Annotated in this window: 23 protein-coding genes; 1 reads left to right on the top strand and 22 read right to left on the bottom strand. The window is 32.6% G+C overall.

Annotation, left to right across the window (positions count from 1 at the left end; all coding sequences use genetic code 11):
- Positions 1-78: 78 nt before the first annotated feature.
- The 13 genes from C7J89_RS08020 to lepA form a co-directional block, all read right to left on the bottom strand.
- Positions 79-726, bottom strand: coding sequence for a hypothetical protein (locus C7J89_RS08020; RefSeq protein ID WP_061854561.1), 648 nt, complete (start codon positions 724-726; stop codon positions 79-81).
- A gap of 11 nt (positions 727-737) precedes the next feature.
- Complete coding sequence (gene floA, locus C7J89_RS08015) at positions 738-1724, bottom strand: flotillin-like protein FloA (protein ID WP_048793565.1); 987 nt, start codon at positions 1722-1724, stop codon at positions 738-740.
- Between the two features lie 19 nt (positions 1725-1743).
- Positions 1744-2412 carry an NfeD family protein gene (locus C7J89_RS08010; RefSeq protein WP_103295110.1) on the bottom strand — a complete coding sequence of 223 codons (669 nt, stop codon included), beginning with the start codon at positions 2410-2412 and terminating at the stop codon, positions 1744-1746.
- 233 nt (positions 2413-2645) lie between these two features.
- Entirely contained in the window at positions 2646-2822 is a 177-nt protein-coding gene (rpsU, locus tag C7J89_RS08005; protein WP_000048060.1) for a 30S ribosomal protein S21, read from the bottom strand.
- Positions 2823-2939: 117 nt separating this feature from the next.
- Positions 2940-4286, bottom strand: coding sequence for a tRNA (N(6)-L-threonylcarbamoyladenosine(37)-C(2))-methylthiotransferase MtaB (mtaB, locus tag C7J89_RS08000; protein WP_103295086.1), 1347 nt, complete (start codon positions 4284-4286; stop codon positions 2940-2942).
- A gap of 5 nt (positions 4287-4291) precedes the next feature.
- On the bottom strand, positions 4292-5044 hold the full coding sequence (locus C7J89_RS07995) for a 16S rRNA (uracil(1498)-N(3))-methyltransferase (RefSeq protein ID WP_103295085.1): 753 nt from the start codon (positions 5042-5044) through the stop codon (positions 4292-4294).
- Between the two features lie 2 nt (positions 5045-5046).
- Complete coding sequence (prmA, locus tag C7J89_RS07990) at positions 5047-5985, bottom strand: 50S ribosomal protein L11 methyltransferase (RefSeq protein ID WP_103295084.1); 939 nt, start codon at positions 5983-5985, stop codon at positions 5047-5049.
- Positions 5986-5991: 6 nt separating this feature from the next.
- On the bottom strand, positions 5992-7125 hold the full coding sequence (gene dnaJ, locus C7J89_RS07985; RefSeq protein WP_103295083.1) for a molecular chaperone DnaJ: 1134 nt from the start codon (positions 7123-7125) through the stop codon (positions 5992-5994).
- Positions 7126-7271: 146 nt separating this feature from the next.
- Positions 7272-9107 carry a molecular chaperone DnaK gene (gene dnaK / locus C7J89_RS07980; RefSeq protein ID WP_103295082.1) on the bottom strand — a complete coding sequence of 612 codons (1836 nt, stop codon included), beginning with the start codon at positions 9105-9107 and terminating at the stop codon, positions 7272-7274.
- 51 nt (positions 9108-9158) lie between these two features.
- Positions 9159-9800: a nucleotide exchange factor GrpE gene (gene grpE, locus C7J89_RS07975; RefSeq protein ID WP_103295081.1), complete on the bottom strand. Its 642-nt coding sequence runs from the start codon at positions 9798-9800 to the stop codon at positions 9159-9161.
- Between the two features lie 26 nt (positions 9801-9826).
- Complete coding sequence (hrcA, locus tag C7J89_RS07970; RefSeq protein WP_061854554.1) at positions 9827-10807, bottom strand: heat-inducible transcriptional repressor HrcA; 981 nt, start codon at positions 10805-10807, stop codon at positions 9827-9829.
- A 100-nt stretch (positions 10808-10907) separates the two neighbouring features.
- Complete coding sequence (gene hemW / locus C7J89_RS07965) at positions 10908-12032, bottom strand: radical SAM family heme chaperone HemW (protein WP_103295080.1); 1125 nt, start codon at positions 12030-12032, stop codon at positions 10908-10910.
- 560 nt (positions 12033-12592) lie between these two features.
- Positions 12593-14416, bottom strand: a complete 1824-nt coding sequence (gene lepA / locus C7J89_RS07960) for a translation elongation factor 4 (RefSeq protein WP_061854552.1) — start codon at positions 14414-14416, stop codon at positions 12593-12595.
- Between the two features lie 301 nt (positions 14417-14717).
- Here lepA and rpsT point away from each other — a divergent pair, with 301 nt between their 5' ends.
- Positions 14718-14969 carry a 30S ribosomal protein S20 gene (gene rpsT, locus C7J89_RS07955; protein ID WP_061854551.1) on the top strand — a complete coding sequence of 84 codons (252 nt, stop codon included), beginning with the start codon at positions 14718-14720 and terminating at the stop codon, positions 14967-14969.
- Positions 14970-15016: 47 nt separating this feature from the next.
- On the opposite strand, the gene holA is transcribed toward rpsT, so the two are convergent.
- From holA to yhbY, 9 genes are all read right to left on the bottom strand, one after another.
- A complete protein-coding gene (gene holA / locus C7J89_RS07950; RefSeq protein WP_106884404.1) occupies positions 15017-15991 on the bottom strand; it encodes a DNA polymerase III subunit delta in 975 nt (324 codons plus the stop codon).
- Between the two features lie 75 nt (positions 15992-16066).
- Entirely contained in the window at positions 16067-18265 is a 2199-nt protein-coding gene (locus tag C7J89_RS07945) for a DNA internalization-related competence protein ComEC/Rec2 (RefSeq protein WP_103296144.1), read from the bottom strand.
- Between the two features lie 3 nt (positions 18266-18268).
- Positions 18269-18730 carry a ComE operon protein 2 gene (locus tag C7J89_RS07940; protein WP_103296143.1) on the bottom strand — a complete coding sequence of 154 codons (462 nt, stop codon included), beginning with the start codon at positions 18728-18730 and terminating at the stop codon, positions 18269-18271.
- A 55-nt stretch (positions 18731-18785) separates the two neighbouring features.
- Positions 18786-19448 (bottom strand): ComEA family DNA-binding protein, encoded by a 663-nt coding sequence (locus C7J89_RS07935; protein ID WP_103296142.1) that lies wholly within the window; start codon positions 19446-19448, stop codon positions 18786-18788.
- 49 nt (positions 19449-19497) lie between these two features.
- Positions 19498-20214 (bottom strand): class I SAM-dependent DNA methyltransferase, encoded by a 717-nt coding sequence (locus C7J89_RS07930; protein WP_103296141.1) that lies wholly within the window; start codon positions 20212-20214, stop codon positions 19498-19500.
- A gap of 2 nt (positions 20215-20216) precedes the next feature.
- Complete coding sequence (gene rsfS / locus C7J89_RS07925) at positions 20217-20570, bottom strand: ribosome silencing factor (protein WP_061854545.1); 354 nt, start codon at positions 20568-20570, stop codon at positions 20217-20219.
- A complete protein-coding gene (gene yqeK, locus C7J89_RS07920) occupies positions 20571-21155 on the bottom strand; it encodes a bis(5'-nucleosyl)-tetraphosphatase (symmetrical) YqeK (protein WP_061854544.1) in 585 nt (194 codons plus the stop codon).
- Positions 21145-21717, bottom strand: a complete 573-nt coding sequence (locus tag C7J89_RS07915) for a nicotinate-nucleotide adenylyltransferase (protein WP_103296140.1) — start codon at positions 21715-21717, stop codon at positions 21145-21147. The genes yqeK and C7J89_RS07915 overlap by 11 nt, the downstream gene beginning before the upstream one ends.
- Positions 21717-22007, bottom strand: coding sequence for a ribosome assembly RNA-binding protein YhbY (gene yhbY / locus C7J89_RS07910; RefSeq protein WP_061854542.1), 291 nt, complete (start codon positions 22005-22007; stop codon positions 21717-21719). The genes C7J89_RS07915 and yhbY overlap by 1 nt, the downstream gene beginning before the upstream one ends.
- Position 22008: the final 1 nt, after the last annotated feature.

Raw genomic sequence — 22008 nt, 5'->3', positions numbered from 1 at the left:
AGATATACATAGCATTTTATACTGTAACATAGCAAAACACTCTATCAAGTATATTCACTTTGATAGAGTGTTTTAATGTTAAACGCGTTTAGGTTTACTTAAGATTTCTGACCAAATAATACCATTAACGACTTCATCGTCATCAAAACGTATATTATCAGAAGAGCCATTGACATGCATAGCATTGGCATTGATAAGTTGTTTTAAACGAAAACGTTTTGTTCTTTCAGATAAGTATTTATCATTGATAATTGCACGTGCACGTTTTTCCATTAATTGTAATTGCTTTTCTTTTTCACGATCAATTTCATTACGTACATTTTCTAAATCATTAAAAACGCTAGCTTCAAGTTCTTTTTGAAGTTCTTCGTCTTGTTTGCGTTGTCGAACTTTTTCTTTGTCTGCAGCACTATCTTCAGTGGATTGTGAAGAAGCTGTTGGTGTTTCCATCTTTTCAGCACGTGTTTCAGTCACTGGTTGTGGTTCGACTTCTGATGTTTGTCGTTCTGGCGTTGTTTGACCAGGAGGTTTGCCCTCCATTTGTCCTTCTAATTCATTAAAAGTTTCTTCAAGTTTTTCGAGAAAACTTTTACCACGAGGTTGTTGCGTTTCTTGTTGTTTTTTTGGTGTTTGTTGACGTTGTCTTTCTTTATGACTATTATCTTTAATTGCACCTATAATAGTAACTATCACAGATATAGCAAAAATGATAATACCGATACTCATTTAATCACCCCTTATTCTTCTGGTGATTCGTCTTCATTGTTGTTCGTACGTTTATTAATTGCGTTACGCATTCCTGTATCTGCTTCAATATTTTTTAGATTGTAGTAATCGCCAACACCGATGTTACCTGAACGTAATGCTTCGGCCATTGCAAGTGGAACTTCTGCTTCGGCTTCAACAACTTTAGAACGCATTTCTTGAACTTTAGCTTTCATTTCTTGTTCTTGCGCTACTGCCATTGCTCTACGTTCTTCGGCTTTAGCTTGTGCAATATTTTTATCGGCAAGTGCTTGTTCAGTTTGTAAATCAGCACCAATGTTTTTACTAATATCAACGTCAGCAATATCGATTGATAGTATTTCGAATGCAGTACCTGAGTCTAAACCTTTACTTAGTACAGTTTTTGAAATATTGTCAGGATTTTCTAATACTTCAGTGTGATGTTGACTTGAACCAATCGTTGAAACGATACCTTCACCAACACGCGCGATGATAGTTTCTTCACCAGCACCACCTACTAATCTAGCAATATTAGCACGTACTGTAATTCGAGCTTTTGCTTTTACTTCGATACCGTTCATTGCAACACCTGCAATAAATGGAGTTTCGATAACTTTTGGATTTACAGACATTTGAACAGCTTCAAGCACGTCACGACCTGCTAAGTCTATAGCAGCACCACGTTCAAATGGTAAATTAATATCTGCTCTTTGTGCCGCGATATTTGCATCAACTACTCTATCAACATTACCACCTGCAAGATAGTGTGACTCTAATTGATTCGTAGTTAAATTTAAACCAGCTTTATGCGCTTTAATCAATGGCGCGATAACTTTTCTTGGTGATACTCTTCTTAATCTCATACCTACAAGAGTACCAATTCCTACTTTAACACCGGCAGCTATGGCTGAAATCCATAAACCGACAGGTACAAATGAAAACAATATTAATAATGCAATAATAACTATTACTACGATAATACCTATACTAATTAGCATATGTTTTCTCCTTTAAATTTTAAATTTCTCTCACAACAACACGCGTACCTTCAACTTCAAGAATTTTCACACTTTTATTGCGTAAAATAAATGAGCCGTCTGAAACTGCGTCGATACGTTCATTATTGATTGAGATAATACCAGCTGGTCGTAAGTCAGTCATTGTTACTGCTGTTTCACCAACTAAATAAGAGCGGTCATCATGAGAAGTATAACCAGATTCAGCACTAGTAGAATCTTTCAGTACAACTTTATCTAAAAATGGTATGTTACGTTTGAAAATTTTCACTAATATCACCCACTCGACGATTGCTAAAATTAATGCTATTACAACATTACCTATCATGAAAACTAAATTATCGCCCAATGTAATAATACTAAATATTATTAATGTTAAACCAATGATGCCAATAATTGCACCTACAATAAATAGTTCGATAATTACGAATAGCACACCGATACTAAATAGAATCACAGTAATTAAATTAACATCACCTTTAATTAAGAAGCCTAAAAAGAAAATTAGCATTGCTAGTGTAGCAATAATACCAATAATATTGATCCTTTTAGAATATAATTGATATAGAAGACCTAAAAATATAACACAAGTTAATATCAAAGCTATTACTGGACTTACGATAAAATTAGCCAAGTTATCTAACCAACTGTGGCTTTGGATTGAGGTCATAAAACTCAACGTATGTATATTAGATAATAAATTCACGATTTCACCCCGCTCTCATATTAATTATACAATAAACAGGCAGTCATTAATACAGTTATGGGGAATTCAACAACTACAAATGCTATGTTTTTTATGCTTCTAAAAGACTCGAGAAAATAAAAAAACCACAGTTGAGCATATCAACTGTGGTTACTATATATAATTAATATTGTTGAGGGAGTCAACGAAACTATTAATTATTTGAATTTACGTTTACGTGCAGCTTCTGATTTCTTTTTACGTTTAACACTTGGTTTTTCGTAAAATTCGCGTTTACGCACTTCTTGAATTGTACCGCTTTTAGAAACAGAACGTTTGAATCGACGTAACGCATCTTCAAGTGATTCGTTTTTACGGACTACTGTTTTAGACATCTGTATTTCCCTCCCTCCAAATATCAACGAAACTTTTACTTTTAATACATAGTTTAACTATGTATAAATTAGTATAATATATCTAACTTTAACGGTCAATTAGTAAAATTTACAAATTTATACTAAAAGTTTATGTTCTGACTTATTTGTAGCATGATCAATTACACGAAGTAACTCCCCATCATTAATTGGGTAATCTGCTTTAGTGATTTTAACTTTTACAAGTTGACCAATTAATGACTCGTCAGCTTTGAACTGAACTTTCATGTAGTTGTCTGCATAGCCAACTAAAGTACCTTCTTCACTACCTGCTTCTTCTGGAATCACCTCTAAGACATCATCTTCAAAGTTAGAAGCATAAGTTTTAGCCAATTGATCGCTTAAATTGATGAGACGATGTACACGATCATTTTTAATGTTTTCATCGATTTGGTCATCCATTCTAGCCGCTGGTGTACCAATTCTAGGAGAATATGGGAAGACGTGTAATTCTGAGAAGTGATGATCAACAATGAAATCATATGTTTCTTGGAATTCTTCATCAGTTTCACCAGGGAAACCAACTATCACATCACTTGTTACTGCTAAACCTGGTAATGCTGCGTGTAATTTTGTTAATCTCTCTGAAAAATGAGCCATAGAATATTTACGTCTCATTCTTTTCAGCACTGAATCAGAGCCAGATTGTAAAGGTATGTGTAAATGTCTCACAACTTTGTTTGATGCCGAAATAACATCGATAACTTCGTCTGTTAACTGACTTGCTTCTATAGATGATATACGTATACGCTCTAATCCATCGATAGTTTCTAAATCGCGTAACAATTGAGCCAAATTATAATTTTTTAAGTCTTGACCATAGCCACCAGTATGGATACCAGTTAAGACGATTTCTTTATAACCAGAATCAACGAGTTGTGTTGCTTGTTCTACAACTTTTTCTGGATCACGTGAACGCATTAATCCTCTTGCCCATGGAATAATACAGAAAGTACAGAAGTTATTACAACCTTCTTGTATCTTTAATGAAGCACGAGTACGGTCTGTAAAATAAGGTACTTCTAATTCTTCATAAGTACGATTTTTCATAATATTACCCACACCGTTAATCGGTTGACGCTCTTGTTTATATTGCTCTATGTAGTCAATTAATTTTGTACGATCTTGTGTACCAACAACAATATCTACACCAGGTATTTCCATTATTTCTGCTGGTGAAGTTTGTGCATAACAACCTGTTACACAAACGACTGCCTCTGGATTTTGTCTAATTGCACGACGAATAACTTGTCTACTTTTTTTATCTCCAGTATTTGTTACTGTACACGTATTAATAACAAATACATCAGCATTCGTTTCAAAATCTACTCTATCGTATTCAGCTTCTTTAAATAATTGCCAAATTGCTTCTGTCTCATAGTGATTTACTTTGCAACCTAAAGTATGAAATGCAACTGTGGACATAAATATCACCCCAATAATTCTTTTTGATAACTTATCGCACTTAACACATATAATGGTGCAGTTTCTGCCCGTAAAATTCTTGGTCCTAAACCAATTTGTTCGCCTACTTTATCTAACAACTTAATTTCATTCTCGGAGAATCCACCCTCTGGTCCAAAAATTACTAACACGCTTGCATTAGGTTCAAATCGTTGTAATAAAGTTTTAAAATTATTGGTTTCACCATTCTTCGCTGCATCTTCATATGCTACAAGTACATAATCATATTTATCTATATTATCACATAAAACTTGTAAATTCGACACATATTCAACGTTAGGTATGATTAACCTATAACTTTGTTCAGCTGCCTCTTTAGCAATTTTTTGCCATCTATCTAATTTTTTTTCTACTTTTGAAGCATTTAACTTAACCACAGATCTATCCATCGTTGTGGCGATAAAGTGGTGTGCACCTAGCTCAGTTGCTTTTTGTAATAACCACTCATATTTATCGGCTTTTATAAGGCCACTACAAATCGTAACAGCTTGTTGTAATTCGGTATTAATATCTAACTGTTGAACAGTTTTAATTTCTATACCTTCATTATCAATGTTTATAATTTCACATTGATAAGCTACTTGTTCATTGAAAGTAACTATAATTTCGTCGCCCATTTGATGTCGCATAACTTTAGAAATATGATGAATATCATCGCTTTGTGTAATAAAAAAACGCTGATTAAGATCAGCGTTTTGGTGTAAAAAATATCTTTGCAAAATTATTCGCTCTCTTTCTGTCCCACAATACAGACCCAACTGTTATCATGGTTTACTGAAATGATTTTAAAACCTGTACGCTTCATGTGTTCGATTATTTCTTCGTGCTTCTCTTCTATTATACCAGAAGTAATGAAATAACCATCTTCATTTAAAGTATTATAAGCATCATCAATCATTTCATCAATAATATGAGCTAAAATATTTGCTATAACTACATCAAATTTTTCAGTTTCCTCAGTCAATAAGTTACCAGGTACAGCTTCGATTGAATCTTCACAGTTGTTCTTTTTAAAATTATCAACTGCTACCTTAACTGCCATTTCATCTAGATCTAAAGCTTTGATACGTTTAACACCTAGCAAATGCGCAGCAATACTTAATATGCCTGAACCAGTTCCAACATCAATCACACTATCGTTAGCATCGACGTATTTTTCAATAGCTTTTAAACACATATTAGTAGTTGGATGATCACCAGTACCAAATGCCATACCAGGATCTAGTTCAATACATAATTCATCTGAATCTGTTTTTTGATAATCTTCCCAACTTGGGACAATAGTAAATCGTTCAGACGCTCGAAATGGATGAAAATAATTTTTCCATTCATTTTCCCAGTCTTGTTCTTGGATATTATTTTCTTGATAATCAAAAACATCACGGTTTAATGACTCAAGTGACTTTATTGAATTGATAATATTGGTTTTTAAATCATTGGTGAATTTCATCTCGTTAAAATATGCTTTAAGTCTTACGCCTGCATCTGGGTATGCATCTTTACTTAAATTATAAATTTCTCCAAATTTATCTTCAAAATCATGATTTAAATCATTTGAATCTTCAATAACGACCCCGTTAGAGCCATAATCTTCTAATATGTTACTAACTAAAGAAGCTACGTCGTGATTAACTGTTATGGAAACTTCGGTCCACTGCATAATAAATTATTCTCCTTTAAAGAAACGTTTAGCTTTATCTCTAAAATTTGATGGTTGTTCAGATAATTCTTCGCCATTAATATCGGCAAATTCTCTTAAAAGTTCTCTTTGACGATCATTGATTTTAGTTGGTGTTACTACATTGACGTTGACGAATAAATCTCCGTAGCCGTATCCATGTACGTTTTTAATACCTTTATCTTTTAAGCGGAATTGTTTACCAGTTTGTGTTCCAGCAGGTACCGTTAACATTACACTACTTTTTAGTGTAGGTACCTTGATTTCATCACCTAAAGCAGCCTGTGGGAATGTGATATCCAAGCTGTAATAAATGTCATCGCCCATTCTTTCGAATTTTTCTGAAGGCTTAACTCTGAATACAACATATAAATCGCCGTGAGGACCACCATTTTCACCTGGAGTACCTTCTCCTGCTAATCTAATTTGTTGTTCGTTATCTACACCTTCTGGTACAGTAACTTTAATTTTAACAGTTTTATTTTCTGTACCTTTACCGTGACAAGTTTCACAAGGTTCTTCAAATTCTTGACCTGAACCTTCACAGACTGGACAAACTTTTTCAGTTCTGACTCTGCCTAATATAGTATTTTGTTCAACTGACACATGCCCAGCACCATTACAATAGTGACAAGTTTTTTTCTTAGAACCAGGTTTAGCACCTTCACCATCACATGTATGACAAGTGACATCTTTTCTGATAGAAATTTCTTTTTCAGTACCAAATACAGCTTCATCAAAAGTAACTGTCATCGTGTATTGTAAGTCGTCACCTTTTCTAGGTGCATTAGGGTCACGTTGACGGCCGCCACCGAAGAATGAACTAAAGATGTCTTCAAATCCGCCACCGCCGAAACCGCTAAAGTCTTGACCGCCGAATCCTTGACCACCAAAGCCACCTTGTGGTCCACTATGACCGAATTGATCATAGTTAGCTCTTTTATTTTCATCGCCTAGTACTTCATAAGCTTCTGAAATCTCTTTGAACTTTTCGTCTGCACCTTCTTCTTTATTAATATCAGGGTGATATTTTTTAGAAAGTTTACGGTAAGCTTTTTTAATTTCGTCTTTTGATGCGTCTTTGCTTACACCCAAGACCTCATAGTAATCTCGTTTGGCCACAGTTTATCTCTCCCTCTAGTTATTATTTGAATTGTAACTAATTAAAAAGAAAAGTCAAAGCCAATGTGCAATTGACTTTGACTTATTTTGGCTAAGCAATTGGATTTCTTATTTAATTAACTACGACTTGTGCTGCATAGTTCAAATTATTTTTGTTGTTCGTCGTCATCGTTAACTTCTTTAAAATCAGCATCTTCAACGTTATCGTCTTGAGCTTGTCCTTGTTCGCCTTGTTGAGCTTGCGCTTGTTCTTGAGCTTGTTGATATACTTTAGCTGATAAGTCTTGAACTACTTTTTCTAATTCTTCTTTTTTAGCTTTGATATCGTCAAGGTCTGAACCTTCAAGTGCTGATTTTAATGCTTCTTTTTTCTCTTCAGCATTTGATTTATCTTCTTCAGAAACATTTTCGCCTAAGTCAGTGATTGTTTTTTCAACTTGGAATACTAAGCTGTCAGCTTCGTTTCTAAGATCACTTTCTTCACGACGTTTTTCGTCTGCTTCAGCATTTTCTTCAGCATCTTTAACCATACGATCGATTTCATCATCAGATAAAGTATTGCTTGATTGGATAGTGATGTTTTGTTCTTTGTTTGTACCTAAGTCTTTTGCAGTAACATTTACAATACCATTTTTGTCGATATCGAATGTTACTTCGATTTGAGGTACGCCACGTGGAGCTGGTGGAATGTCTGTTAATTGGAATCTACCCAATGTTTTGTTATCTGATGCCATTGGACGTTCACCTTGTAATACGTGAATATCAACGGCAGGTTGGTTATCTGCAGCTGTAGAGTAAACTTGTGATTTAGATGTTGGGATAGTAGTGTTTCTTTCGATTAGAGTATTCATACGTCCACCCATGATTTCGATACCTAATGAAAGTGGAGTTACGTCTAATAATACTACGTCTTTAACATCACCAGTGATTACGCCACCTTGGATTGCAGCACCCATAGCTACAACTTCGTCTGGGTTAACACCTTTGTGTGGATCTTTGTTGATTTCTTTTTTAACAGCTTCTTGAACTGCTGGAATTCTTGTAGAACCACCTACTAAAATAACTTCATCAATGTCAGAGCTTGATAATCCAGCATCTTTCATAGCTTGACGAGTTGGTTCCATAGTTCTTCTAATTAAGCTATCAGCTAACTCTTCAAATTTAGAACGAGTTAAGTTAATTTCTAAGTGTAATGGGCCACTTTCTCCAGCTGAAATGAATGGTAGAGAAATTTGTGTTTGAGATACACCTGATAAGTCTTTTTTAGCTTTTTCAGCAGCATCTTTAAGACGTTGTAATGCCATTTTGTCTTGGCTTAAGTCTACGCCATTTTCTTTTTTAAATTCAGATACTAGATAATCGATGATAACTTGGTCAAAGTCATCCCCACCTAGTTTGTTGTCACCTGAAGTTGAAAGTACTTCGAATACGCCATCGCCTAATTCTAGGATAGATACGTCAAAAGTACCGCCACCAAGGTCAAATACTAATACTTTTTGGTCACTTTCAGTTTTGTCTAAACCATAAGCTAAAGCAGCTGCAGTTGGTTCGTTAATGATACGTTCTACTTCTAAACCAGCAATTTTACCAGCATCTTTAGTAGCTTGACGTTCAGCATCATTGAAATAAGCTGGAACTGTTACAACAGCTTTATCTACAGTGTCGCCTAAATAATCTTCAGCTGTTTTTTTAAGGTTTTGTAAAATCATAGCTGAAATTTCTTGTGGTGTATAAGATTTACCTTCGATATCAACTTTATAGTCAGTACCCATATGACGTTTGATTGATTGGATAGTGTTAGCATTAGTGATTGCTTGTCTTTTAGCAACCTCACCAACTTGTGTTTCACCGTTTTTGAATGCAACTACTGATGGAGTAGTTCTTGCACCTTCAGGGTTTTGAATAACTTTAGGTTCGTCACCTTCTAATACAGCAACACATGAATTTGTAGTACCTAAATCAATACCTATTACTTTACTCATAAAAATATTCCTCCTGTTAGTTATATAATATATTTATTGTAAAATTAAATTTTATTCATTTACTTTAACCATTGAAGGTCTAAGTACACGATCTTTTAATTTATATCCTGTTTGTAATTCTTGAGTAATTTGACCTGACTCAAAATCATCATTGTTATCTTGCATAACTGCTTGATGGAAATTTGGGTCAAATTGTTGGCCTTCTGTTTCAATTTTTTCTAGACCATTATCTTGAAGTGCTTTTAAAAGGCTATCATAAACCATTTGGACACCTTTTTTAAGTGAAACAAATTGTTCATCTTCGCCATTAATTTGTAATGCACGTTCAATGTTATCAATTGTTGGTAAAATATCATTTAGCACACTTTGTGCTTGATATTCTTTCATTGTTTGATTTTCTTTTTGAATACGTCGTTTATAGTTTTCAAATTCTGCATATAAACGTAAATATTTTTCTTCATTTTGTTGAACTTCTTGTTGAAGTTTTTCAATTTCTGCGTCTTTAGGATCAACCTGTGCTTCTTCTGTTTCAGTTGTTTCTGTCTCGTTGTCTTGCAGGTTATCGTTCGCATCTTGTGTTTGTTCATTAGCAACACTGTCGGCAGCATCATTTTCATGATTTTGGTTTGCCGTTTGAGATGTCTGTTCTTCTGTTTCTTGATTGTTGCTTACTGATTCGTTATTCTCAGTCATTTCCTGCCCTCCAATACAAATATTAATTACCAAATCTTATTTAGTAAATGTATTACATTTTGATAGTTCATTGCAGTTGGTCCAATTACCGCAATTTTTCCTTTTAATCTATCATCAATATGATAATCACTTGAAACGATAGAAATATCACTTAAGCTTTCGTCAATTTCATGTCCTATTTTGACATTAATAGACGAACCTGACATTTCATTGAGTAAGTCATTTATTTTATTAGACTCAATATATTGTAAAATAGGTTGTATTGATGAGACGTTGGTTTCATTCAACGCATCAATTAGTTTAACCTTTCCACCCATAAAAATGCCATTACTTTGATTATCAAAATGTAATTGTAATGTCTCTAGCATATCTCGAATAAATTTGCGTTCATTTACAGATTGTGTAAATGAATTTAAATCATTTTCGAAGTGGTATGTGGACAACTCATTGTATTTAGCAGTGACAAAATTTGAAATTTTGTTTAACTCATCATTGTCTAAACGACTTTGAGTAGCTAAATGTAAGTGTTCAACATGACCTGACGTAAACACAACAACCATTACTACTAAATAATCATTAGCACGGACTAAGTGAATATTACTTATAATATCTTGTTTATGATTCGGACGCATAACCAACGTAGTATATTGTGAAGCAATAGACAATTCATTTGCGAAAGCATCTAAAGCAGTCGAAATATTATATTGATGTTCAATTAATATTTCTCTAATACGTTGGATTTTTTGTTGTTGTTGATGAGATGTTTGATCTAATAATTGATCAACATAATATCTAAACCCTAGTTCGGAAGGTGATCTTCCTGAAGACGTATGTGTCTTTTCTATTAAGTTTAGAGATTCTAACTGTTTCATCTCATTTCTAATAGTAGCAGGGCTAACATTTAAATTATGTCGCTCTATCAAAGACTTTGAGCCAACGGGTTGGTCAGTATGGACATAATCTTCAACAATGGCATTTAAAATGCTCAATTGTCTATGAGTAATCATGTTTTCACCTCATTAGCACTCATTTGTTTCAAGTGCTAATTATAATTTATCAAATTGGTCAAAGTAAGTCAATGTTAAAGCATTGAAAAATATTAAAAATTTACACACTAAGTAAAAAAGCCTCGAAAACCTCATTCCCTATGACTTTGCCACGTTCAGTTAATGAAAAATAATCATTATTTTGTTTAATTAATCCTCGATTTAATAAATCAGAAAGTGTTTGACCAAAGATCTCATTAATAGAAATATCGAATTTTTTATGGAAGCGTGAAATACTAACTCCTTGATTCATTCTTAAACCTAAAAACATTTCTTCTTCCATTTGTTCCGTTCTAGTTGGCTTAGTGGCATGTAATACTGGACGTTCATTATTTTCGATTTTTTTAATATAGTGATTTACTGGGTTAACATTTGTATAACGTTCACCATTGACGTAACCACTTGCTCCTGCACCAAAACCATAATAGCCTTCATTTTTCCAATAAACTTTATTATGTTCTGACTCATGGCCAACTTTACCAAAATTGGATAATTCATATTGATGCATTTCACTTTCGTTCATTCTTTTTATTAAATATTCATACATTGCCTCGCCAACATCTTCATTGGGCATAGTCAATTTACCTTTTCGATACATATTATAAAATTGAGTTTGTGGTTCTAAAATAAGGCCATAACTTGAAATATGATCAATGTCTAAGGCTAAGGCTAAATCTAAACTTTCTTTAAAGTCTTCTAACGATTGTTGAGGCAATTGATACATTAAATCTAAGCTAATTGATTCAAAACCGACAGCTCTTGCATTATCGACTGCCGAATATATATCTTCAGTCTTATGACTTCTACCTAATACATCTAATAGTTTAGGATTAAACGTCTGCACACCCATTGATAAACGATTCACGCCGTAACGTTTTAATAATTCTAATTTTTCAAGAGTCAGCTCGTCAGGATTAGCTTCAAAACTATACTCACCAGTAATCGTAAATATATTATTAATCGCTTTTAATAACTTTTCTAATTGATTTACATCTAACGCGGTAGGTGTCCCTCCACCAACAAACATAGTTTGTAACTTTCTTGTTTTGCTCATTTCCATTTCTTTAATTAGACAATCCAAGTAATGATCTACAGGTTGGTTTTGAATAAAATACTTATTAAAATCACAATAAGTACAAATTTTAACGCAAAACGGAATATGAATATACGCACTCTTCACCTTCATGTGGAACACCTCCTATTATAATAATTATTGTTAATAAGAAAGGGAGTGGGACAGAAATCAGAATGATTTCGTAGTCCCACCCCCGCACAGATGACTAGAGTTGAAACAAGCGTATAACGCGCCGTTTCAATTCAGTCAGCCACTGCTATTCTTTTTATAGGGGCAAAGGCAGTTTTGTCTTTGCTTTATTTTGTACAACCACGAGATATCGATGACAGAAATCTAAATGATTTCGTAGTCCCACCCACGCACAGATGACTAGAGTTGAAACAAGCGTATAACGCGCCGTTTCAATTCAGTCAGCCACTGCTATTCTTTTTATAGGGGCAAAGGCAGTTTTGTCTTTGCTTTATTTTGTACAACCACGAGATATCGATGACAGAAATCTAAATGATTTCGTAGTCCCACCCACGCACAGTTGACTAGAGTTGAAACAAGCGTATAACGCGTCGTTTCAATTCAGTCAGCCACTGCTATTCTTTTATAGGGGCAAAGACAGTTTTGTCTTTGCTTTATTTATCGATATTAATTAGTGGAACTCAAGTCGAGTATTATTAGTTTTATTCTTCATCCATTTTTAGTACTGCTAAGAAAGCGTCTTGCGGAATTTCAACATTCCCTACTGCCTTCATTTTAGCTTTACCGGCTTTTTGCTTTTCTAATAATTTACGTTTACGACTAATATCGCCACCATAACATTTAGATAACACGTTTTTACCCATAGATTTAATATTCGTACGTGCAACAATTTTTTGACCAATTGCAGCTTGAACAGGCACTTCAAATTGTTGACGTGGTATTAAGGTTTTTAGTTTTTCTACTAAAGCTTTGCCTCTTTCATACGCAAAATCTTTATGAACGATAAAACTTAAAGCGTCTACTTTTTCGCCGTTTAGTAAAATATCCATTTTCACTAAGTCACTTTCTTGGTTTTCGATAAATTCATAATCAAATGACGCGTAACCTTTAGTATTTGATTTTAACTGGTCGAAGAAGTCGAATACAACTTCGGCTAATGGAATTTCATAAACAATATTAACGCGAATATCATCTAAATAATCCATATTTACGAAATTACCACGTTTACGTTGACATAATTCCATAACAGCACCAACATAATCATTTGGTACCATCATCGTAGCTTTAACATAAGGTTCAAAGATTTTTTCAATGCGATCACGTTCAGGCATTTGGGCTGGGTTATCTACTGAGACAGTTTCACCATTTTTCAAATCACATTCGTAAATTACTGAAGGTGCAGTTGCAATTAAATCAATGCCGAATTCTCTTTCGATACGTTCTTGAATAATTTCCATGTGCAACATACCTAAGAAACCAGTTCTATAACCAAAACCTAAAGCTTGTGATGATTCTGGTTCGAATTCTAATGATGCGTCATTTAATTGTAATTTTTCTAATGCTTCTCTTAAATCATTATAATCCTTATTGTCTATTGGGAATAAACCACAATAAACCATTGGATTCATTTTTTTATAACCTTGTAATGGTTTTTCTGCAGGACGATCTTCATGTGTAATTGTATCCCCAACACGTGAATCGTCCACATTTTTAATACTCGCTATAATATAACCTACATCTCCAACTGTTAATTCGTCGATTGGTAATTGTTTTGGAGTGTTAATACCTACTTCAGTAACTTCGAAAGTTTTGCCTGTAGCCATCATTTTGATACGGTCTCCTGCTTTAACTACGCCTTCAACAACTCTAATTGATGAAATAACGCCTCGATAAGGATCGTATTCAGAATCAAAAATAAGTGCTTTTAATGGTGCTTCAGGATCTCCTTCTGGAGGTGGCACTGTTTCTACAATTTGTTCTAGTATTTCTTCAATACCTATATTTGATTTGGCACTCGCTAGTACGACATCATCTTGGTCGATACCAATAACATCTTCAAGCTCTTGTTTTACTCTTTCAGGTTCAGCAGCTGGTAAGTCTATTTTATTTACGACTGGTAATAACTCTAAGTCATTATCTAGAGCTAAATAAACATTAGCTAACGTTTGAGCCTCAATACCTTGTGCGGCATCTACAACAAGAATTGCGCCTTCACATGCAGCTAGTGATCTAGATACTTCATATGTAAAATCGACATGTCCTGGTGTATCAATCAAATGAAAGGTATATGTCTCCCCATCTTTAGCATCGTATTTTAAACGTACAGCATTTAATTTAATCGTTATACCGCGTTCTCTTTCTAAGTCCATTGAATCTAATAACTGATTTTGCATATCTCTTGTTTCTACAGATTTTGTATTTTCAAGAATTCTATCTGCTAATGTAGATTTTCCATGGTCGATATGTGCGATAATAGAAAAGTTTCTAATATTTTTTCGTCTATTGAATCGTTCTTGTTTATCCATGTATTATCATTCTCACTTTCATAATTCTAACCCGTATATTATGTAAGACATCTTTGTCAGAATAACGTTTTTATATTATAAATGCAAACCTCGTTGAAAAACTTGTATTTATAATGATATTATGTGTAACATATTCATTATAAAGATATTTGTCAGAGTTTCCAATTATTATTTTTAAATCAAAAATAAAGTCACTATCATTAAATAAATGATTGCACAAAGGTTACTGATTTGATAAAATATTTTTTGTTGTAATCAAATAAAATTTGATAGCTAAGCTCACTTTTAGGAGGTGACACTCATGCCAAACATTAAATCTGCAGTAAAACGTGTTAAAACAACACAATCTGCTGAAACACAAAACGTGACTCAAAAATCAGAAATGCGTACAGCAGTTAAAAGAGCAAAATCAGCAATTGAAACTAATGCTGATAACAAATCAGAATTAGTAAACTTTGCAATTAAAAAAGTAGATAAAGCTGCGCAACGCAACTTAATCCACTCAAACAAAGCTGATCGTATTAAATCATCATTAATGTCAGCTGCTAAATAATTAAAAGTTCAAGCCTATGCTTGAACTTTTTTTATACCTTTTTTTAATTAAAGTGATAATATAAATAATTCTAAAATTAACTCTTTATCCATGTATGAGGACTTCAATTTGTAGTCAGTCTCGGCACAGCTGTTTATAATGTTTAATAAATCATCGATATTATACTGACGAGCATGGTTAAGCGCTAATTTTACGCGATATGGATGTACATTTATCGTTTTGGCTATTTGCTGCCCACTGTAACCTTTTTGGCTCAATATTTTACTTTGATAATATAGCCTATAATTGCTCGTTATTAAAGCTAATAATTTAATTGGTTCTTCTTTCATAACTATTAAATCTTTAACGAGTTGCACGGCTTTTTCTTTTTTATTTTTTTGAATATACTCTGTTAGCAAAAACACGTTTTGCTCTAAACTTCTATTGACGATTTGAGAGATGTCTTGTCTATTTATCGTCGGTCTATCCCCTAAAAATAATATTAACTTTCCTAATTCTTGTTTTACTACATTAAAATTTATGCCTGTTAATTCGATAAATAAATTTAATGCATCTTGTTTAATATCTTTATATTCTTCATGAAGGGATTGTTTAATCCAATTTTTTATATCTTCTTCAGACATTTGTTCAATTTTTATAAGTTTAGTATTGGCCTTAAGCTGTTTAACTAATTTTTTACGTTCATCAAGTTTAGATTGATAAACTTCAAAAATAACTAAACTTTCACCATCATATTTATTAATAAATTCAAGTAATTGATCAATATTATGATTAATATCTTTAGGTGGCTTTTCTCCTGTAAAAACATACGCATTTTGTACTAATACGACTTTTTTATCAGAAAATAAAGGCATCGTTAATGATTCTTCAATTATTGGCGCTATTTCAGTTTCATATAAATTAAACTTAATAAAATTGAAGTCATCTTTTGGTTCATTCAAATATTTAGCTATAATTTCATTACTTTTCTTCTCTATAAGTTCAGGTGCTTCACCATATATAGTAATAATATTCTCGCTCATTAAAATAGCATCCTTTCACAACTAAAAACACTACTAATTATATCATTTGTCAGTGCTACACTCTAGAAGGTTTCATTATTTTTCAGTACTTATTGCTAATTCTTTATTTAAAGTTATCGTAACTTGTCCATGTTGCGCAGTGTCATAAACGTTCGAATTAATTATTTTTAACTTATTCAATACTTGCATATGTGGTAACTGAAATCTGTTATTTTGTCCGTTAGATATTAAAGTAATTCGTGGTTTTGTGATCTGAATAAATGATTCGCTACTACTTGTTTTACTACCATGATGCCCTACTTTCAAAATATCAATATTTGAAAGATCATATTTAGATAGCAATATTTGTTCGTTGTCGCTAGTTGCATCACCCATAAACAATAATTTATAGTCTTTATATTTTACTAAAGTCACAATGGACTGCTTATTTGGATCATCAGATTGCGGAATTGTAGCATCTAATAGTTCTATAAAAAATTGATCAAGGTAGACTTTGTTCAATGAATGAAAATCAACAATCTTAAAATTATAAATGGTAGCTAATGTATTGATATATGCTAGTTGTTGTTGTGTAAATGATTGCTTATTAATTATTATATTGGAGAATGTTAAGTCTTGGCATAAAAATTCCAATTCACCCATATGATCATTATGTGGATGTGTAATGATAAGATAATCAATTTTTTTAATCCCTTTTTTCTTCAGCGTAGGTAAAATCTTATATTTAGATAAAGTACCAATATAGTGTATTTTATCGTCTACATGTTTGCCTCCTGTGTCGATCATAAGTGTCTTATTTTTTGTAGTTTTCAGTAAAAATGCATCTCCATGACCCACATCAAACATAGTGAGCTGAGCCGAATAATCTCTAGTTAAATAAGTTATGGCGAATGCAAATATAGTAAATAATACTACTGTCTGTATAAATTTTCTTAATACAAGCGCTCTTAAAATTACTAAAATAAATAGAAAGTATAGTGTAACTTCAAAATGATTCAATTCAGGAACAAACCAACGTATACTCTTAAATATTATAAAAAATTGGACCAACTTATCGTGAAAAATAAATATATTATCAACTATTAATGGTACCCATTGAAATGATATTGGTACATGAATATAAAATAAGTAAAATATTGCTAATGGAAAAAATATAAAAGTATATAACGGTATAAAAAGAATATTTGAAAAGAGGCCAATCCATTGAATTTGATTAAAATGAATACTACTTATCATAAAACTTCCTAAAAATGTTATAACATTTAACAACAGTAGCGCAATTGCTTTATTATGCTGAATTAATAATGGTGCAGATAGTAGAATAAAAAGCGTTATAAGGAAAGAAAATTGGAAACCAATGTCATAGACAAGTTGAGGATTTATTGTAGAAAGTATAATAAATGTGCTACCTAGCACATCAAGAGCTCTATATAATAAAAAGCGAGGCAATAATGTGACTATTATGACCATTGTGATAGCTCTTAATGCGCTTGGAGCGAAGTCTGTATAACATGCGTATATAGGAAGAATGATGCAAATGGCTACTTTTATGAAAGGAATCGGTAATCCCAATCTAATGCAAATAAAATAAAGCATAGCAACGATGGCTATTATATGAGACCCACTCACCGCCATTAAATGATAAATTCCTATAACTTTAACAGCATCTAGTAGGTTCTTAGGTAAAAAGGTTACGTCTCCTAATAATAAAGCTATAATCTTATCGTATTGTTGAAGACCTGAACTTTTAATTTTATGGTATAAATAATATTTGTGGTCGTTAAAAGCAGTTAATAGTGTTTTATGCGTAGGTATGCACTCATTTATATTGATATGTTTTATATTGATTATTAAAGGACGATAAACTGAAGAAGTAATAGGCTTAAATGAACCATCTACAGGACATGTGCGATTATTAATTACGTCAATGTTCAATGGTTCATTGCTAAAGTGAAAAAAACGATACTTTTTATCATCAATCTTTAAAGTGCCATTAATACTGTTTTTGTTAGATTGATGTACAGCTACAAATGTTACATATTGGTTTATCTTTGGATTCTGTAATATATGTGTACGTTGTTGAAATGTTTGTACAAAATGTTTTTCAAAATATGTAAAGCTTACTATTGGTATGATAAGAACGATACCTATCATAGACCAACTGCATTTTTTTCTATACATACTAAACATAATTATTACAAATAATGTTATCGCTAATATTTCGTTATGTAACCACAATAAGCCAACTAAAAATGCTAAAGCAAAATAAAACATGTGCTATTTATTTAATAAATATTGCGCTACGTGTTCAGGGTTAAATGGAATTTTTTTATATTCAATATTTTGTTGATCTAATAATTTTAATGCATAAGCATGATTATGATAATCTTCCGCATAATAAATCGTCGTAATGCCAGCTTGTATTATAGATTTAGTGCAGTTTAAACAAGGGAAATGCGTCACATAAATCGTTGCACCTTCTGTAGACACGCCCTGTTTAGCACATTGTAATAGTGCATTCATCTCTGCATGAATAGTTCTAATGCAATGCCCATCTTCAACTAAGCACCCTTCATCTATGCAGTGGACTTCCCCAGTAACGGAGCCATTATAACCACCTGCGATAATTCTATTGTCTTTAACAATTGTAGCTCCTACTGATAATCGCTCACAAGTTGATCGTAATGCTAATAGTTGGCTTTGAGCCATAAAGTATTCGTCCCATTTAATTCTGTCCATATTGAAGCCTCCAATTAAATTTAATAACTAATAAGACAATTTTAATACAATGCATTTATAATGTGAATTCTGCTTGTAATTTTTCGTATGTTTTCGCGCCTATACCTTTGACTTCTTTTAATTTTTCAATACTATCAAACTGCCCATGTTGTTCTCTATAGTTAATAATAGCTTGAGCTTTAGACTCTCCAATACCATTGATTGATTTTAGTTCATCGATGGTTGCTGTATTTAAATTAACTGGTGATTTAGCGTTTTTATTAGGTGGTTGATGAGTAGAAGTTAAATTAGTATTTAATGCATTTACTTTATCATTTTTACTTGGTATTATCACTAATTTTTGATCTAATAATTTCTCAGCAAGATTAACTGTAGATAACTCGGCATCATTAGTGGGTTGAGCTTTATCTAAAAGTTGTTTTACCCTATCAGTGGATTTCATTTGATAAACGTTGGGATATTTAACTGCCCCTTTGATATCTACATATATAATTTCAGGCTGTTTAATTTTAGTGTTTTGTTGTGCAGCAATAGTTGTATGCTTTTTTAAATTATCATGCTGATTTTTCATCTCTATATTAGAATAATGCGATATATTTGTTTTACCAAAGCTTGAGAAAGCTAAAATTATAATTGCTATAACACTTAGGCAAAATATAAAAATTAAATATCGTTTCTTTAATAAAGCTGACCTTAGTTGTACTAACCATTGAGACATAAAAAATCACTCCTTTACAGATAAACACGTGTAAAGAAGTGTAGTTACTTTATTTATTTACGATAAAAAATAGTCTATTTCCATTTTCATCATGGTTATTAATATCGAAATCTACAAAAGTAGTAATATTAGTAAAACCAATGTCATTTAATAATTTTTTATAAGTATCTTCGGTGAATGTTCGTTGATAATGACTTTCGTCGAATCTTTGATATAAGTCATTGGATTGCTTCATAAAGAAAGACATATCGTGCCAAACACTATAGGGCTCTTCACCTCTAATAGCATCCCAACCTAAAAATACTTCATCAGTTTCGTCTATATAACTTTGGTTATTAAACAATGAGTCGAATTTATTTATCGTGTGCACATCAAACATCAATACACCGTTATCTTCTAAATGTTGATAGACATTTGTAAATGTCGCCTTAACATCTTCTAAATCAGCTAAATAATTTAATGAATCACAGAAGATAGTAATGACATCAAATTTTGAATTTAATGTGAAATCAGTCATGTCTCCTTCGATCCAATTAATATTATGAGCTTTATTTGCAGCCAATGATAACATATCTACACTTAGGTCCATACCTGTGACGTTATCAAACTGCGTCAATAAAGTTGTTAAGTTTCCTGTGCCACATCCTATATCTAATAGAGAATGGTGATGTGGCGCAAAATGTTCAACGATTTTTAACCAAGACTCGTAAGGTTGGTCAAAAGTTAATTGATCATAAAATAAACTTAAGCCTTCATACTGTGACATAATTAATAAACTGCCTGTCTATAAGTTTCGATTGGTGCGTCTTGATATAATTTTTCGATATTATAATAATCACGTTCGTCTTTATGGAACACATGGATAACAACGTCAGCTAAATCTATTAATACCCAACGCGCCTCGTTATATCCTTCCATACGTTTAACTTCAATTTCAGCTTCGTGCGCAGCGTCTTTTACAGCTTTTGCAATAGCTTGAACTTGACGGTCGTTATTCCCATGACAAACAACGAAATAATCAGTCATATCACTGATTCCTCGCATGTCGATTGAAATTATATCTTCTGCTTTTTTATCTTCTGTAGCCTGAATGGCTAATTTTAATAATTGATCTGAATTCATTTAATCATCCTTTATTCTTTCATCACTATAATTATAATAATTTAAACAAGCAATTGTAGCGTCATATACGTTTATATCCTTACTAATCAAATGTAGTACTGTGCGTTTAGATATCTCATAAATTGTTTTATCTAAACTACCTTGATTGTATGCTAAATCTCTTATTTCTTCAACGCCAGGTGTTTGTCGACCCGGTTCAATATAATCAGCAATAAAAACTAATTTTTCAGTTTTAGTCATTTGCGCACGGCCAGTTGTATGGTTTTTGATGGCTAATAAAACTTCCTCATCGTTGACTCCATAGTCTTTATTCATAATAACGGCGGCCACTGGCCCGTGTAATATCTCAGAACCATAACTCAATAAATTACTGTCTAAGCCATTTTGAGTAACGATTTGATACATAGTCCCCAAATCATCATATTTACAATAATCGTGTAAAACACCAGCTAATTCAGCTTTCTGTGGGTCACCATCGTATATTTCTGCAAGCTTAACAGCTGTCTTCGCCACATTCATTGAGTGTATAAAACGTTTTTCTGGTAACTTTTCTTTAACTAATTCAACAGCACTATCAATTTTCATACAATCGTTCCTCTCTAATATATTGTTCAACACTTTGAGGGACAAGAATTTGAATAGATTGTTTATTTTTAACGCGTTCTCTAATCATTGTAGAACTAATATCCATACGTGGGATATTAATGGCTATCATATTATCTTCTACCTCTTGTGTTTCCTTATATCTATTCACAATGACAAATGTAATATATTGCATTAGTTCATCAATTTTGTACCATTTATCTAATTGATCATACTGATCGGTACCGATAACGACGTAAATTTTACTATTTGGATTTTTATTAACAATACGCGTAATTGTATCATACGTATAGCTTTGTCCTTCTCTTTCGATTTCGTCTAAACAAAGTTCACCAAATCCAAGTTCTTTAATTGAGTTTTCAATCATTTTCACTCTATAACGTGCATCAAGATAATCTTCATGTGTTTTGAGCGGAGACATATGGCTCGGCATAAAATAAAATTTGTCTGGTGTTAATAAGTTATTCACTTCACTTGCGACTAGCAAATGTGCAGTGTGTATCGGGTTAAATTGGCCACCATAAATAACAATAGAATTAGTCATTATGGTAATTCTATTGTTTTATTATCTTGTGATTCTTTGTAAAGAACAATCATTGACCCGATAACTTGTACGATTTCGCTATTCGTTTTTTGACTCACTTCTTGTGCCAAATCATTTTTATCTTCAAAATTATTTTGTAATACGTGTATTTTAATTAATTCTCTGTTTTCTAAAATATCAACTAATTGCTCGACCATATTGTCGTTAATACCAGCTTTACCAATTTGGAAAGTTGGATCAACATTATGTGCCTTACTTCTTAAAAATCTTTTTTGTTTACCCGTTAACATA

It is taken from the genome of Staphylococcus kloosii (assembly GCF_003019255.1).
GTDB classification, from domain to species: domain Bacteria; phylum Bacillota; class Bacilli; order Staphylococcales; family Staphylococcaceae; genus Staphylococcus; species Staphylococcus kloosii.
The sequence above is the reverse complement of the archived record's forward strand: the minus strand, read 5'-3'. Positions and strand labels throughout refer to the sequence as shown.

Coding starts and splice junctions, on each gene's coding strand:
- C7J89_RS08020 (WP_061854561.1), bottom strand. CDS start 726: ATGAGTATCGGTATTATCATTTTTGCTATATCTGTGATAGTTACTATT.
- floA (WP_048793565.1), bottom strand. CDS start 1,724: ATGCTAATTAGTATAGGTATTATCGTAGTAATAGTTATTATTGCATTA.
- C7J89_RS08010 (WP_103295110.1), bottom strand. CDS start 2,412: ATGACCTCAATCCAAAGCCACAGTTGGTTAGATAACTTGGCTAATTTT.
- rpsU (WP_000048060.1), bottom strand. CDS start 2,822: ATGTCTAAAACAGTAGTCCGTAAAAACGAATCACTTGAAGATGCGTTA.
- mtaB (WP_103295086.1), bottom strand. CDS start 4,286: ATGTCCACAGTTGCATTTCATACTTTAGGTTGCAAAGTAAATCACTAT.
- prmA (WP_103295084.1), bottom strand. CDS start 5,985: ATGCAGTGGACCGAAGTTTCCATAACAGTTAATCACGACGTAGCTTCT.
- dnaK (WP_103295082.1), bottom strand. CDS start 9,107: ATGAGTAAAGTAATAGGTATTGATTTAGGTACTACAAATTCATGTGTT.
- grpE (WP_103295081.1), bottom strand. CDS start 9,800: ATGACTGAGAATAACGAATCAGTAAGCAACAATCAAGAAACAGAAGAA.
- hrcA (WP_061854554.1), bottom strand. CDS start 10,807: ATGATTACTCATAGACAATTGAGCATTTTAAATGCCATTGTTGAAGAT.
- hemW (WP_103295080.1), bottom strand. CDS start 12,032: ATGAAGGTGAAGAGTGCGTATATTCATATTCCGTTTTGCGTTAAAATT.
- lepA (WP_061854552.1), bottom strand. CDS start 14,416: ATGGATAAACAAGAACGATTCAATAGACGAAAAAATATTAGAAACTTT.
- rpsT (WP_061854551.1), top strand. CDS start 14,718: ATGCCAAACATTAAATCTGCAGTAAAACGTGTTAAAACAACACAATCT.
- holA (WP_106884404.1), bottom strand. CDS start 15,991: ATGAGCGAGAATATTATTACTATATATGGTGAAGCACCTGAACTTATA.
- C7J89_RS07945 (WP_103296144.1), bottom strand. CDS start 18,265: ATGTTTTATTTTGCTTTAGCATTTTTAGTTGGCTTATTGTGGTTACAT.
- C7J89_RS07940 (WP_103296143.1), bottom strand. CDS start 18,730: ATGGACAGAATTAAATGGGACGAATACTTTATGGCTCAAAGCCAACTA.
- C7J89_RS07935 (WP_103296142.1), bottom strand. CDS start 19,448: ATGTCTCAATGGTTAGTACAACTAAGGTCAGCTTTATTAAAGAAACGA.
- C7J89_RS07930 (WP_103296141.1), bottom strand. CDS start 20,214: ATGTCACAGTATGAAGGCTTAAGTTTATTTTATGATCAATTAACTTTT.
- rsfS (WP_061854545.1), bottom strand. CDS start 20,570: ATGAATTCAGATCAATTATTAAAATTAGCCATTCAGGCTACAGAAGAT.
- yqeK (WP_061854544.1), bottom strand. CDS start 21,155: ATGAAAATTGATAGTGCTGTTGAATTAGTTAAAGAAAAGTTACCAGAA.
- C7J89_RS07915 (WP_103296140.1), bottom strand. CDS start 21,717: ATGACTAATTCTATTGTTATTTATGGTGGCCAATTTAACCCGATACAC.
- yhbY (WP_061854542.1), bottom strand. CDS start 22,007: ATGTTAACGGGTAAACAAAAAAGATTTTTAAGAAGTAAGGCACATAAT.